Origin of the sequence: Nonomuraea sp. CA-143628, from assembly GCF_050942315.1 — a bacterium.
Taxonomy (GTDB): Bacteria; Actinomycetota; Actinomycetes; order Streptosporangiales; family Streptosporangiaceae; genus Nonomuraea.
The window spans coordinates 979,073-993,140 of record NZ_CP192072.1 but is presented as its reverse complement, the minus strand read 5'-3'; the positions used below and the strand labels follow the sequence as shown (position 1 = coordinate 993,140).

General features: G+C 65.1%; 9 protein-coding genes and 2 rRNA genes. 5 read left to right on the top strand and 6 right to left on the bottom strand.

The window, feature by feature from the left end:
- Positions 1-217 precede the first annotated feature (217 nt).
- Entirely contained in the window at positions 218-877 is a 660-nt protein-coding gene (locus ACQP2T_RS04760) for a TetR/AcrR family transcriptional regulator (RefSeq protein WP_433514971.1), read from the bottom strand.
- A gap of 63 nt (positions 878-940) precedes the next feature.
- Between ACQP2T_RS04760 and ACQP2T_RS04755 the strand changes: the two genes are divergently transcribed.
- The 3 genes from ACQP2T_RS04755 to ACQP2T_RS04745 all read left to right on the top strand — a co-directional run bounded on the left by ACQP2T_RS04755 (position 941) and on the right by ACQP2T_RS04745 (position 4,024).
- Entirely contained in the window at positions 941-1,570 is a 630-nt protein-coding gene (locus ACQP2T_RS04755) for an LUD domain-containing protein (RefSeq protein ID WP_433514970.1), read from the top strand.
- 28 nt (positions 1,571-1,598) lie between these two features.
- Entirely contained in the window at positions 1,599-2,480 is an 882-nt protein-coding gene (locus tag ACQP2T_RS04750) for an SDR family oxidoreductase (protein WP_433514969.1), read from the top strand.
- A gap of 410 nt (positions 2,481-2,890) precedes the next feature.
- A complete protein-coding gene (locus ACQP2T_RS04745; protein ID WP_433514968.1) occupies positions 2,891-4,024 on the top strand; it encodes an MFS transporter in 1,134 nt (377 codons plus the stop codon).
- 464 nt (positions 4,025-4,488) lie between these two features.
- Here the strand turns inward: ACQP2T_RS04745 and ACQP2T_RS04740 are convergent, their stop codons facing one another.
- From ACQP2T_RS04740 to ACQP2T_RS04730, 3 genes are read right to left on the bottom strand one after another with little or no spacing between them, the layout of a single operon-like run.
- Positions 4,489-5,241, bottom strand: coding sequence for a hypothetical protein (locus tag ACQP2T_RS04740; RefSeq protein ID WP_433514967.1), 753 nt, complete (start codon positions 5,239-5,241; stop codon positions 4,489-4,491).
- The gene (locus tag ACQP2T_RS04735; RefSeq protein ID WP_433514966.1) at positions 5,238-6,287 is read right to left on the bottom strand and encodes an ABC transporter ATP-binding protein; all 1,050 of its coding nucleotides are present in this window, start codon (positions 6,285-6,287) and stop codon (positions 5,238-5,240) included. Before ACQP2T_RS04735 ends, ACQP2T_RS04740 begins: the two co-directional genes overlap by 4 nt.
- The gene (locus tag ACQP2T_RS04730; RefSeq protein WP_433514965.1) at positions 6,284-7,750 is read right to left on the bottom strand and encodes an alpha/beta fold hydrolase; all 1,467 of its coding nucleotides are present in this window, start codon (positions 7,748-7,750) and stop codon (positions 6,284-6,286) included. Before ACQP2T_RS04730 ends, ACQP2T_RS04735 begins: the two co-directional genes overlap by 4 nt.
- A 166-nt stretch (positions 7,751-7,916) precedes the next feature.
- Between ACQP2T_RS04730 and ACQP2T_RS04725 the strand changes: the two genes are divergently transcribed.
- Together ACQP2T_RS04725 and ACQP2T_RS04720 are read left to right on the top strand one after the other, a co-directional pair.
- On the top strand, positions 7,917-9,041 hold the full coding sequence (locus ACQP2T_RS04725) for a sensor histidine kinase (RefSeq protein ID WP_433514964.1): 1,125 nt from the start codon (positions 7,917-7,919) through the stop codon (positions 9,039-9,041).
- A gap of 774 nt (positions 9,042-9,815) precedes the next feature.
- Positions 9,816-10,454 (top strand): response regulator, encoded by a 639-nt coding sequence (locus ACQP2T_RS04720; protein ID WP_433514963.1) that lies wholly within the window; start codon positions 9,816-9,818, stop codon positions 10,452-10,454.
- A gap of 260 nt (positions 10,455-10,714) precedes the next feature.
- Here the strand turns inward: ACQP2T_RS04720 and rrf are convergent.
- Together rrf and ACQP2T_RS04710 are read right to left on the bottom strand one after the other, a co-directional pair.
- Positions 10,715-10,831: ribosomal RNA gene (gene rrf, locus ACQP2T_RS04715) — 5S ribosomal RNA — on the bottom strand.
- A gap of 73 nt (positions 10,832-10,904) precedes the next feature.
- Positions 10,905-14,014 (bottom strand): 23S ribosomal RNA (locus ACQP2T_RS04710).
- Positions 14,015-14,068: the final 54 nt, after the last annotated feature.

The window sequence follows — 14,068 nt, the reverse complement described above, 5'->3', positions numbered from 1 at the left end:
GCGCGGGCGGTCAGGGAGATCTGGCGGTGGGGGCCGACGCGGGTGGTGAGCGCGAACATGCCTCCTGAACGCGACCCGAGCACGGTTTCGTCCGCGTGGCCGGATCGCTGCCCGACCATCTCACGGTGAATGCGGCCGTATCAGCCCTGATGGCTGAGACCTCAGCAGGAGACGGTGAGGTACCCCAGAGGCGTCGCGGCCCTCCAGTCCCACAGCCTCACTGCGGCCCGATCGGGCGGCGGGGCACCGCCGGGAGCGGTGGCCGTCCTGGCGAAGTACGCGACCGGCTCGTGGAGTCGAGGTAGGGGCCGAGAAGTAGGGCCAGCTGCTCGCGTACGTTTTCGGCCGGATCGCCTTCGCCGGCCAGCCCCCAGGCGATGAGCGCTCCGTTGTAGGCGGCGTGAATCGCTCGCGGGAACCGGCTGACATCACCTTGGACGAGCTCGCCGACGGCTTGGCCGACGGCCAGAACCTCTGCGATCGCGCGTTCCACGGCGGCTGCGTAGTCGCGGCTGATCCGCTGGAACTGCGGATCAGCCAGATCCAGCAACAAGAACGCCAGGTGGTTGGCGAACTCCTCCGTACTGCGGATGCTACCCGCCATGCCGGCGAGGACGTCGATCAGAGCCTCAACGGGAGCGCTCGCGGTCTGAGCCGCGGCCACCCGGCTCGGCAAGGTCTCAGCCCCGTGAGCAGCCACCGCCAGCAGGACTCCGCGTTTGGAACCGAAGCGCTGCACCAGCGTGGCCGCGGACAAACCGACCTCACGGCCCACCTCCGCCAGCGTCAAGCGCGCCGGACCCACCCGTGCGATCACGCGTGCGGCTCCGCCGAGGATCTGTTCGTCACTGACCGTTCTTGGCCGCCCCATCGTCATGGCAACATAGTAAACGAATATTCGTTTACTATGTTGCTCCAGCTCGCGACCGAGGAGATGACCATGACCATGATGACCCCCAACGCCGCCTATGCGATCCCGGCCGACCCCGCCGCCATCGCGACCGCGGCAACGGCGTTGCAAGCCCGCGGCTACCACGTACGCCACGTCCCCGACGCGGCCGCGGCACGGCTGGCGGCGCTGGAACTACTGCCCGAGGGCGCCGAGGTGTTCTCCGCCTCATCGGTGACTACTGAGGCGATCGGCCTGACCCAGGAGATCGACAAATCCGGCCGCTACACCGCGACCCGGCCACAGATGATGGCGATGGACCCCGCCACCCAGATGAGCGAGATGCGCCGCCTCGGTGCCGCCCCGCAGTGGGTGGTCGGCAGCGTCCACGCACTCACCTGCGGCGGAGACCTCGTCATCGCCTCCGCAAGCGGCAGCCAGCTGGCCTCGATGGCGTACGGCGCCCAGAACGTACTGCTCATCATCGGAGTCCAGAAGATCGTCCCCGACCTGGAGACCGCCATGCGCCGGGTCCACGAGTACAGCTTGCCGCTGGAGGACGCCCGCGCCCGCTCGGCCTACGGCATGGGCAGCACCGTCCACAAGGTCTTGACCCTGCACGGCGACATCGAGGAAGGACGCGTTCGCGTGGTCCTCGTCGACGAGCCGCTCGGCTACTGACACCCGATCCACCATGGAGACACCTCTCATGACGCCACCTCTTGCCGGAAAGGTCGCCCTCGTCACCGGTGCCACCCGCGGCGCTGGGCGCGGAATCGCCGTAGAACTCGGTGCCGCCGGCGCCACCGTCTACGTCACCGGCCGCTCCACCCGCGCCGCGCGATCCGACCTCAACCGCCCAGAGACGATCGAGGAGACCGCCGAACTGGTCACCGAGGCCGGCGGAAACGGCATCGCCATCCGCTGTGACCACACCCGCCCCGCCGAGGTCGCCGCCGTCATCGAACGGGTACGCGCCGATCACGGCCGGCTGAACCTGCTGGTCAACGACGTCTGGGGCGGCGACCCGCTGACCGAGTGGGGAACGCCGTTCTGGGAGCTCGACCTGGACAAACTCGGTCTCCTGTGGGAGCGTGCCGTCCTCACACACCTGATCACGAGCCAGCACGCGGTACCTCTCATGCGGGAACACCCAGGCGGCCTCATCATCGAGGTGACCGACGGCGACGGCGCCCACTACCGCGGCAACCTGGCCTACGACCTGATCAAAACCGCCATCAACCGCCTGGCTCTGGCCCAGGCCGAAGAGCTTCGCCCGCACGGGATCACCGCCTTGGCCGTCAGCCCCGGATTCCTTCGCTCGGAAGCCATGCTCGACGGGTTCGGCGTCACCGAGGCCACCTGGCGCGACGGCGGTCAACGCGACCCGCATTTCCTGGCCTCGGAGACGCCTCGCTTCATCGGCCGCGTCATCGCCGTCCTCGCCGCCGATCCAGAGGTCAAGCACAGGAACGGACAGGTGTTGACCTCCTGGGACCTCGCCGAGGAGTACGACGTGGACGATCTCGACGGCAGCCGCCCGCACTGGGGCCGCCACTTCACCGACAACATTCTCAACGCACCCGCCTGACCCCGTTGGGCCGGGGCGGCGGTTCGGGCGCGTAGCGGGCGGCCCACCCGAGCCCAGGCACAGCTCTCAGCTTGATCGTTGACCTCTGCCCTCGATCGGCTCATTGAGCTGATCGAGGGTTTCGACGTTCGGTGGGCAACAAAGCGACCTTGGGAAGATCACGTGCGGTGTCCGGACGCTGATGATCGAATCCATGGTCGCAAGGGCGAATCTGATCAGAGCTACTGATCAGTCTTAACGGGTCTGCCAGCGAGAATGGCCTGGCGCGGTTAGATGTGGTCTCCGCTGAAGTGCGGAGCGCACGCAATGTGACCGCGGGAACTGTCACAGGCGCTTGCGAAGATGGCTACCGCTTATGGTCCTGATGACGTCTGATGATGTCCGGACCTGGTTTCCGATCGAGGAGGAGAATGCGCATATCCCTGCCCCCGGCGGCGCGGACGCTGGTGTGGGTGCGCATCCTCAACCAGCTCGGCGCCTTTGCGCTGTCCTTCCTGGCTGTGCTGGCCGGGCCGGATCTGGCCGCTGCCGCATTGATCACCTTCGGCGTGTGCGCGCTGGCCTCGCGCTGGGCGGGGGCGTTTCTGCTGGACCGCTTCGCTCCTCGGACCGTCCTGGCCGCAGGGCTGGCCGCCACCGGCGCCGCCTTGCTCGTGCTGACCCTCGCCCGCGGGCCCGTCCAGATGATCGCCGCGATCGCGCTGGTCGGCCTGGCCTTCGAGGTCTACGAGCCCGCCGGCCAAGAGCTGCTCGCCCGCGCCGCTGAAGGCGAGCAACGTCATCACACCTTCGCGGTCATGGGCGTCGCTCTGTCGGCCGCCGGCGCGCTCGCCGGTCTGCTCGCCGCGTTCCTGCTCCCACTCGGTGTGCGATGGCTCGTGGTCGCCGACGCGTTCACCTGCCTGGCCGCCGCCGTCATCGCCGTGGCCTTCCTGCCGCGTGGCACCCGGCGCCCACCCGCCACCGACACCAAGCAGAAGGCTCGGTGGAAACCGCCCGCGAGGCTGTGGCGGTTGACCATGGCGGGCACGGCCTTCGCTATCGGCTACCTCGCCGTGATGATGTACCTGCCGCTGGCCCTGCTGGAACGCGGCGCCCCCGCCTGGCTGCCCGGCCTCGCGCTGACCGGTGCCGCGCTGCTCGCTCCCCTGGCGCTGTGGGCGGCGGGCGGCCTGCTGACCGGCCGTTCCCACACGGCGATCCTCGCCCTTGGGGCCGCCGCTCTCGGCGTCCTGGCTCTCGTCATGGCGGTGACCAGCAGCTCGCTGGTCACCGTCTCCGCCTACCTCGCCAGCGCTGCTGTCAACAGCGTGCTGCTGGGCCGCTGGCAGTCGATGATCGCCGATGCCGCCCCCGAGGCGGAACGGCCCCGCTGGTTCGCCTTCCACGGCTCCTCCTGGGGCGTGGCCCAGCCTCTCGTCCCCCCGCTCGCAGCCCTGGCCGCCGCGCTGGTGGGGACCGCCGGCGCCGGTGCATTCCTCACCGCCGGCGCGGCTTTCCTCCTGGCGCCGCTGGCCCTGCGCGCCCGAACTCGGCAGAGCTGAGACGGCCGGACACTGATCGAGGTACCACGCTCATGTACGTGATGATGGCCTCGTACATGAGCGATCATGACGGCGGGCCGAGCAGGCGATCCTCCCGCTCGGCCGCTGCGCGACTCCGCCACGTTATTGATCTTTTTCACGCGGCTGATAGACCTCTCGACCATCCATCTGCGCACCGAACGCGAGCGACCTACTCGCCTTACGCACCTGAACGGCCCTCAAGCCGCTGACCAGCCAGTTTGCTTGACTACTCCAGATAACGGCCGCCGCTGCGGTCGAAGACGAAGTTGAAGTCGACGTGGACCTTGTCGCTCCGCTTGACCGGACGGTCGGTCCGCAGGATCCGGACGGTCGGTGCGCAGGATCGGTCCGGACAGTCGATCCGCAGGATCCGGACGGAAGATCCATGCGGTCTCGATCGTGTTGGTTCCTTCCGACAAGGCGATCAGTACGGTCAGCTGCGGTCAGGCGTCGCGGCGGGTGATCGCCAGGGTCGCCGCCAGAAGGGAGATCACGGCATAACCCGTGAGGATGGCGGTGGCCGAGGCGGGGCCGAAGCCGCCGGAGTCGGGAACGCCGGCCAGTTGCCTCGTCAGCGATGGGACCGTCAGTGAGCTCATCCAGTCGTTCCAAGGAGCGGGGAGGAACCGCTCCAGCCCGGTCGGGGCCAGCATGAGGGCGACCAGCCCGATGAGCGCTCCCGGTGTCGACCGCAGAATCGTGGCCAGGCCCAACCCCATCACCGCGGCAACAGCGGACCCGGCGCTTGTCGCCAGCACCTCGGCCAGGGCGGCCGGTTCGGAGAACGAGGCGCCGATCGGGCGTCCACCTACCAGTGCCTGCGCGGTGAAATATGTGGCGAATGCCAGCACCTGTCCCGCCACCGCGGCCACGGCGGCCAAGACGACAGCCTTGGCCAGGAGGAGCATCCACGGGCGCCGGATCGTGGTCAGCGTCAGCCTGATCATGCCGGTGCCGTACTCCCCGGAGATGGCGAGAACGCCCAGCATGCCGAAGAGTATGGGGGTGATGTCGGCGCTGAAGCTGATCCCGGTGCCGACGGGCTCCCCACCGAAACCGTTGGTGTCGAAGTAGTGCGAGATCGCGAAGGCGGAGAAGCCACTGAGCGCCAGGGCTGAGAGCGTGGCCGCCAAGACGTAGTAGGTGGATCGGAGCGAGCGCAGCTTGAGCCATTCCGATGCGACGACGTTGATCATTGGGTTATCTCCATGAAGGCTTCTTCCAGCGACGCCCGGCGCGGTACCAGCTCGTGAACAGCGCAGCCGTTCGCCAGAGCGATGTCACCTATGGTGGCCGCGGGCAAGCCGGACACCAGCAGCCCGATCTGCGAGGGGATGGCCGGAGACGGGGCGGTTTCGCTCGCGGCGGGCACACCCGTCTCCTGCGCGAGGCCCATGCCTGTCTCCTGCATGCGGCGGACGCCCGTCTCCTGCGCGAAGCCCCCGCCCGTCTCCTGCATGCGGCGGACGCCCGTCTCCTGCGCGAAGCCCCCGCCCGTCTCCTGCATGGGGCGCACGGTTGCCCCCGCAGCTTCGAGCACCCGCGCCAAGCGGTCCGCATGAGGCGATCGGACCAGCACGCCCCCTTGAAAGCGCGCCAGGAGCTCCGCTGTCGTGGTGTCCTCGATCAGCTGACCGTGGCCGATGATGATGAGCCGGTCGGCGGTGAGGGACATCTCGGTCATCAGATGGCTCGACAGCAGGACGGTGCGCCCTTCGGCCGCCAGCGATCTCAGCAGCGTCCTGAGCCAACGGATGCCGTCGGGGTCGAGACCGTTGACCGGCTCGTCGAGAATGAGCACGCCCGGGTCACCGAGCAAGGCCGCCGCGATGCCGAGGCGCTGCCGCATCCCCTGGGAGAACCCGGCGATTCGCTTGCGCGCCGCTCCGGCCAGGCCGACCTCCTCGAGAACTTGTACGACCCTGCCGCGCGCGATTCCGCCGGCATACGCCAGCGCTTGGAGGTGATCGAACGCGCTCCGCCCGCCCTGCACCTCGGCGGCGTCGAGCATGGCACCCACCTGACGCATGGGGTCCTGAAGGTCGCGCTTGCGGACGCCGTTGATCAACGCCTTGCCCGTCGTGGGCGTGTGAAGGCCGAGGATCACTCGCATAGTGGTGGACTTGCCGGCCCCGTTGTGCCCGAGAAAGCCCGTGACCTGTCCGGGCTTGACGTCGAACGTCAGTCCCGAGACCGCCCGCATGGAACCGTACACCTTCGTCAGATCTGCGACTTCGATCATTTTCCCACCTGTTGGATGCGTTCGGCGGGGCAGCGTGTGCCCGGGGCGGGCAGCGCGCCCGTTGTCAGATAGGTGAAGACGTGCCGCCGCAGGCAGATGTTGGCCGCCCATGACGCGTGGCCGTCGCCGTGCCACAGGACCTGCGCGGAAGGAATCTGCTCGGCGACGTGCTGCTGCCCGAGATAGTTGGTGTTGTTGTCGAGCTCCCCGATCGCGAAGAGGATCGGTGGGACGTCCTTGACGCGCAACGGGTGCGGCGCCCAGGACGCGCCGCCGCTACGCCCCCAGCACCGCCCGAGCTCGAAGCGGCCCTCCAGCCAGCCGAACCTCGGTGCGATTTCACGGAGTCTGGCCTCGATGCCCTGGAACTCCTCATACGTCGGCAACTTCGGCATGAAGTCGTTGCACAGGGAGTCTTGGCTCACGGACGAGCCGCCCTGATCCGGCGCCAGCTTTGTCAGGAAGTCTCCGGCATCGCCGTCGAGCGCCTTACGGATGGCGGTGGCGAGCTGGGGCCAGTACGCCGGATTCATGCCTTTGACCGCGCCGGCGTACAGCTGCCCCTCATGCACGGTCCGGTCGGCCGACGCCGGCAGTGGCGCGCGGCGCGCCCTGGCAACGAGCTCGTCCCACGCCTTGCCGGCGTCCCTGCCACGCAGGGCGCAGTCGGCGCGGCGGGCGCACCAGTCGCGGAAGCGGGTGAGATGGCGCTCCTGCGTGAGCGCGTAGTTGCGGATCCAGGACTCGAACTCCTGCTGGGTGTGATCGGCGGTTCCGTCGAAGTACATCCGACCGACGCGCTGCGGGAACAGCTCCAGGTAGGCCTGGGCGTAGACGGTTCCGTACGAGTTGCCCGCGTAGATGAGTTTGTCCTGGCCGAGTGCGGCGCGCAGCTCGTCGATGTCATGTGCCACATTCCAAGCCGTCATGCCGTACCACGCCGACTTGGCCATTTTGCGGCAGCTTGCCTGATGGGCGGCGTTCTTGGCTGCATGGGCGTCCCAGTCCTGCTTCGTCCGCGCAAGGATCAGGCCGAAGATGGGCGCATCTGGCTCCGCGCAGCTCGCTCTCTTGCCGCTCTGGGGCTCGGACAGCCCGCGCGGATCGATGGCGATGACGTCGAACCGGCTCTGCAGCTCGTTGAGCAGTGCCGGTAGTTCCGGTGGGGCGTCGGGGCCGGCTTTCCGCCTGAGCATTGATGTGCTGGTGCCCGGACCCCCGAAGTTGACGATCAGTGGCCCCATGCTCGTGCCTGTCGCGGGCAGTTTGGCCACGTGTACCGAGGTCTTGGGCCCGCCCGGATCGGCCCAGTCCACGGGAACGACCAGCTCGGCGCAGCGCAAGCCGTCCCCGCACTCCTTCCAAACAAGGCGATACGCCCGCGCCGAGGCCAGCGCGATGCCGCCGAATGACACGGCGAGGCAGGCGGCGAGACACAAGGCGATGAGTCCGCGTCGATTCATGCGGGCCACGATGCTGCACGGCGGCGGGTGCGCACATCGGAGCCTGATCCGATCTTGCCTGTCCGACCAGGGTCATACGGTGCAGGCCTGCGAGAGCGGAGTACGACTACGGTCTGACGGCCCGTGCTCCGATTCGCCCGCGCTCGTTCATCGATAACGTCGGGCCGTGAACCTGCTCGCCCGCCGGCCTTCGCACCGGCTGCTCATTCTGGCCGACACCATTGTCGCGGTGCTGCTCGCGCTGGCGTCCATGATGGATCCCAGCCTGGAAGTGAGCACCGCGTCAGCGTTGAGCTGCTGGCTACTTGTGATACCTGTGGCGGTGCGGCGGATCTGGCCGGAGTTCGCATACTACGGTGCGCTCCTAGCCGGCCTCCTGGTGCTCTCGCTGCAGGTGAACCGGCTGATGCCGGTCATGGTGGCGGCCCTGACCGTCTACATTGTGGCGTGCACCCGGCCCATACGGCGTTCGGCGATCGCCCTCGTGTCGGGCCTGCTCGTCATGGGAGGCGCCATGCTGGCCTCGGCCATGAGCGCAGCACCACGGATGGACCGATGGCCGGACCCCGTCTTCATCGTCGGAATGGCCTGGCTCGTCCTGACGGCGAGCTGGAGTCTCGGCACGACAGCGCGCACCCGCCGTGAGTTCGCCGCCCGGGAGGCCGGGAGGCAGGCCGAGAGGGCTGTGCTCGATGAGCGCCTGCGGATCGTGCGCGAGCTGCACGACGTAGTCGCCCATTCGATGAGCATGATCACAGTCAAGGCGGGGGTGGCGGCCAAGGTCATGGACAAGCACCCGGAGGAAGGACGCGAGGCGTTACGGGCCATCGAGGAGATCGGGCGCAGCTCGCTCGTGGAGATGCGCCAGTTCCTCGGCGCACTGCGCGCACCCAGCAGCACACCCGACAACGCGCCGTTGCCCGGCCTCGCCGACCTTCCGTCGCTGGCACACCGGGCAGCCGAGGCCGGCGTGCGCGTCGACCTCTCGATGAGCGGGGCCGTGCCCGACAGCATGGAATTATCCGTCTACCGCATCGTGCAAGAGGCGATCACCAACGTCGTCAGGCACGCCGCTCCCGCCCATTGCCAGGCCAGCGTGTCGGTGGTGGATGGAACGTTGAGCATCTCCGTCGTCGACGACGGGCCGGGGCAGCGACGCCTGCCAGGCGTGGCGGGCGGACACGGTCTCACGGGGATGCGTGAACGAGCCATGCTCCACGGCGGCACGTTCGAGGCCGGACCTCTGCCAGGGAGCGGGTTCGGCGTGTACGCATCATGGGAGATCGCTTGACTGCCCCAGCTCACGCCGGTCGTCAGAGATCCCGACGCACAGCTCCACTGACCGCCCCGGCTCACACCGATCACCAGAAATTCCAGCGCACAGCTCCGCTGACCGCCCTGCGGCTCGGTGGTGTCCCATTCAGTGGTGGATCAACGATCTCGTTGTGTGTTTCCCTACGTGGGCGAACAGGGCTGAACGGATGGGAAACTACACCGCTCTGCGGGACGTCATCTCCCCGGCTCACGCCGGTCACCAGATATCCCGACGTACGGCTCCGCCTCGCGTCGGGTCTTCGGGACATATCGTGGTACGGCTCCGCCTCGCGTCGGGTCTTCGGGACATATCGTGGACGGCGCCATGCCCGGGCGGCGCCGCCCCCTCAGCGTGCTTGGGCTCTGGAAAGTTTCGCCACTCCCGTGCAACGCTGCTCGAAGATGGCGATGTCCCGCGACGGCGGCGGATCTGTGGGGAGTGTCCCGGCGAGGGGCGGCAAGTCGGCAGTGGAAGGACCGTATCAGCTGGTAACCGCAGTGCCCGCCACCTGCCTTCGACCGCGCTCCCACCGTTTGCCGGACCATCCCGATCTGTGCGCGAGCGTCAGGGGTTGGTTCGTCATGGTGTGCGCAACATTAGATCGTGAGCGTACGTCGGTACCGTGGTGTTGAAGCGTACGTCGGTATCCGTGGTGTTGGGTGGCATAAAGACAGAAGGCGCAGTCGACTGGGACAGTGTCCAGCGGATCAGGCCGAGCCCGCTGACGGTGGGCGCGTTGTGGGAGATCTCTTGATTCGAGTGCTCGTCGCCGACGATCAGGCACTGCTGCGCGGCAGCTTCCGTTTGCTGATCGACTCGGAGGACGATCTCACTGTGGTCGGGGAAGCGGCCGACGGACAGCAGGCGGTGGCTCTTGTGCGGACGGAGTCACCCGATGTGGTGCTCATGGACGTCCGGATGCCGGAGATGGATGGCATCACCGCGACCAAGCAGATCGTCGGCGATACCCGGGTGCTCATCTTGACCACGTTCGACCTCGATGAGTACGTCTATTCGGCGCTGCGAGCGGGCGCCAGCGGATTCCTGCTCAAGGACGCACCTCCCGACGATCTTCTGAAGGCGATTCGGGTGGTCGCGTCGGGCGAGACACTGCTCGCGCCGAGCGTTACCACGCGATTGATCGCGGAGTTCGTCCGGCGGCCGGCCCAGCCGGTCTTCCGCGGGCTCGACAAGTTGACAGATCGGGAGCGCGAGGTGCTCACCCTCATCGCCCACGGACTGTCCAACGCCGAGCTGAGTGCCCAGCTCCAAGTGAGTCCTGGGACCGTGAGGACGCATATCAGTCGCCTGCTGGCCAAACTGCAGGCCCGAGACCGCGCCCAACTCGTCATCGCCGCCTACGAAGCCGGCCTCGTCACGCCGCGCTAGCCCAGTTGCCGGATGCGGTGGCGTCCGGATGCGTCACCACGTTACGGCCGAGGAGCGCCAACGCCTGAGCGGGAAGCCGCGTTGTCGTCGGCCGCCCTCCTCACGCCTTCACTGTCCTTCCAGCAGGCCGTCTCCAGGCCGCCTCGTGCGAGCCGAACTCTCCAGGCCCGAGAACGGCGCGAAGCCCGAGAACGGAGCCTGACCCCATAACGCGAAAAAGGGCCCCACAAGCGTGGAGCCCTTTCCCGTAACCAAAGATTGTCCGGCGGTGACCTACTCTCCCACACCCTCCCGAGTGCAGTACCATCGGCGCTGGGAAGCTTAACTTCCGGGTTCGGAATGTAACCGGGTGTTTCCTTCCCGCCATAACCGCCGTAACCCTATGAAACTGTCAAACACACACGCGTTTGCTGTTTCAGAATCACATAGTGGACGCGAGCAAGATGCTTTGTGGTCAAGTCCTCGGCCTATTAGTACCGGTCAGCTCCACACGTTACCGTGCTTCCACCTCCGGCCTATCAACCCGGTCGTCTACCGGGAGCCTTACCCACTCTCATGGTGGGAGACCTCATCTCAAGGCGAGCTTCCCGCTTAGATGCTTTCAGCGGTTATCCCTTCCGAACGTAGCCAACCAGCCGTGCACCTGGCGGTACAACTGGCACACCAGAGGTTCGTCCGTCCCGGTCCTCTCGTACTAGGGACAGCCCCTTTCAAGTCTCCTGCGCGCGCAGCGGATAGGGACCGAACTGTCTCGCGACGTTCTAAACCCAGCTCGCGTACCGCTTTAATGGGCGAACAGCCCAACCCTTGGGACCTACTCCAGCCCCAGGATGCGACGAGCCGACATCGAGGTGCCAAACCATCCCGTCGATATGGACTCTTGGGGAAGATCAGCCTGTTATCCCCGGGGTACCTTTTAGCCGTTGAGCGACACCGCTTCCACACGCCGATGCCGGATCACTAGTCCCAGCTTTCGCTCCTGCTCGACCCGTCAGTCTCACAGTCAAGCTCCCTTGTGCACTTACACTCAACACCTGATTGCCAACCAGGCTGAGGGAACCTTTGGGCGCCTCCGTTACCCTTTAGGAGGCAACCGCCCCAGTTAAACTACCCACCAGACACTGTCCCCGATCCGGATCACGGACCAGAGTTAGACGTTCAAAACGACCAGAGTGGTATTTCACCAATGACTCCACCCGAACTAGCGTCCGAGCTTCCCAGTCTCCCACCTATCCTACACAAGACGCTCCAAACGCCAATGTCAAGCTGTAGTGAAGGTCCCGGGGTCTTTCCGTCCTGCTGCGCGTAACGAGCATCTTTACTCGTAGTGCAATTTCGCCGGGTCTGCGGTTGAGACAGCGGGGAAGTCGTTACGCCATTCGTGCAGGTCGGAACTTACCCGACAAGGAATTTCGCTACCTTAGGATGGTTATAGTTACCACCGCCGTTTACCGGCGCTTAAGTTCTCACCTTCGCCAACTTACGTCGGCTAAGCAGTCCCCTTAACGTTCCGGCACCGGGCAGGCGTCAGTCCGTATACATCGTCTTACGACTTCGCACGGACCTGTGTTTTTAGTAAACAGTCGCTTCCCCCTGGCCACTGCGACCCCCACCAGCTCACAGAGCTAGCCTGATCACCAGCAGAGGTCCCCCTTCTCCCGAAGTTACGGGGGCAATTTGCCGAGTTCCTTAACCGCAGTTCACCCGATCGCCTTAGTATTCTCTACCTGACCACCTGAGTCGGTTTAGGGTACGGGCCGCCACAACACTCACTAGAGGCTTTTCTCGGCAGCATAGGATCATCCACTTCACCACAATCGGCTCGGCATCACATCTCAGGATTCATGCGAGGCGGATTTGCCTACCTCACTCCCTACATGCTTACCCCAGGACAACCATCGCCTGGGCTGGACTACCTTCCTGCGTCACCCCATCGCTTACCTACTACCCGATCGGATCGAGCGTTCAGCCTCACCCCTAGTCCCGAAGGACATCAGAGGACTTAAGGACTCTTAGCATCACGAGGTTCGATATGGGCGCATTGAAGCGGGTACGGGAATATCAACCCGTTGTCCATCGACTACGCCTGTCGGCCTCGCCTTAGGTCCCGACTTACCCTGGGCGGATTAGCCTGCCCCAGGAACCCTTGGTCATCCGGCGCGAGGGTTTCTCACCCTCGATTCGCTACTCATGCCTGCATTCTCACTCGCACAGCCTCCACAACTGGATCACTCCGCTGCTTCACCGGCTGCACGACGCTCCCCTACCCATCAACACAGACGAATCTGCATCAATGCCACGACTTCGGCGGTGTACTTGAGCCCCGCTACATTGTCGGCGCGGAATCACTTGACCAGTGAGCTATTACGCACTCTTTCAAGGGTGGCTGCTTCTAAGCCAACCTCCTGGTTGTCTCTGCGACTCCACATCCTTTCCCACTTAGCACACGCTTAGGGGCCTTAGTCGGTGATCTGGGCTGTTTCCCTCTCGACTACGAACCTTATCGCCCGCAGTCTCACTGCCACGCTCTCACTTACCGGCATTCGGAGTTTGGCTGACGTCAGTAACCTTGTCGGGCCCATCAGCCATCCAGTGCTCTACCTCCGGCAAGAAACACGCGACGCTGCACCTAAATGCATTTCGGGGAGAACCAGCTATCACGGAGTTTGATTGGCCTTTCACCCCTACACACAGATCATCCCCCAGGTTTTCAACCCTGGTGGGTTCGGTCCTCCACCCAGTCTTACCTGAGCTTCAACCTGCCCATGCGTAGATCACTCCGCTTCGGGTCTACAGCATGCGACTCAAACGCCCTCTTCAGACTCGCTTTCGCTACGGCTCCCCCACACGGGTTAACCTCGCCACACACCATAACTCGCAGGCTCATTCTTCAAAAGGCACGCAGTCACATCACACACCAGCAAGCTGATGTAAGCTCCTACGGCTTGTAGGCACACGGTTTCAGGTACTATTTCACGACCCCTCACCGGGGCACTTTTCACCTTTCCCTCACGGTACTCGTGCACTATCGGTCACCAGGGAGTATTTAGGCTTACCAGGTGGTCCTGGCAGATTCACACAGGATTTCTCGGGCCCCGTGCTACTTGGGATCCCCTCAAACAGTCGACAGATTTTCGCCTACCCGGCTCTCACGGTCTACGGCGCCCCTTCCCAGAGGCTTCGACTAACCCATCGATTTATCACTGTCCAAGAAAGCGGCAGCTCCCTTAAGAGGGTCCCACGACCCCGGACATGCAACGCCTGCCGGCTATCACACACGCCCGGTTTAGCCTCATCCGCTTTCGCTCACCACTACTCACGGAATCACTCTTGTTTTCTCTTCCTACGGGTACTGAGATGTTTCACTTCCCCGCGTTACCACCAACCGCCCTATACATTCAGGCGGAGGCAACACCACATGACTGGTGCTAGGTTTCCCCATTCGGACATCCCCGGATCAACGTCTGGTTGGCGACTCCCCGAGGCTTAACGCAGCCTCCCACGTCCTTCATCGGCTCCTGATGCCAAGGCATCCACCGTGTGCCCTAAAAAACTTGGCCACAAAGATGCTCGCGTCCACTATGCAAATCTCAAACAACAAACAGCAACCAACC

Excerpts from the sequence above, each read along its gene's own strand:
- ACQP2T_RS04760 (WP_433514971.1), bottom strand. The coding sequence starts at position 877 with ATGACGATGGGGCGGCCAAGAACGGTCAGTGACGAACAGATCCTCGGC.
- ACQP2T_RS04755 (WP_433514970.1), top strand. The coding sequence starts at position 941 with ATGACCATGATGACCCCCAACGCCGCCTATGCGATCCCGGCCGACCCC.
- ACQP2T_RS04750 (WP_433514969.1), top strand. The coding sequence starts at position 1,599 with ATGACGCCACCTCTTGCCGGAAAGGTCGCCCTCGTCACCGGTGCCACC.
- ACQP2T_RS04745 (WP_433514968.1), top strand. The coding sequence starts at position 2,891 with ATGCGCATATCCCTGCCCCCGGCGGCGCGGACGCTGGTGTGGGTGCGC.
- ACQP2T_RS04740 (WP_433514967.1), bottom strand. The coding sequence starts at position 5,241 with ATGATCAACGTCGTCGCATCGGAATGGCTCAAGCTGCGCTCGCTCCGA.
- ACQP2T_RS04735 (WP_433514966.1), bottom strand. The coding sequence starts at position 6,287 with ATGATCGAAGTCGCAGATCTGACGAAGGTGTACGGTTCCATGCGGGCG.
- ACQP2T_RS04730 (WP_433514965.1), bottom strand. The coding sequence starts at position 7,750 with ATGAATCGACGCGGACTCATCGCCTTGTGTCTCGCCGCCTGCCTCGCC.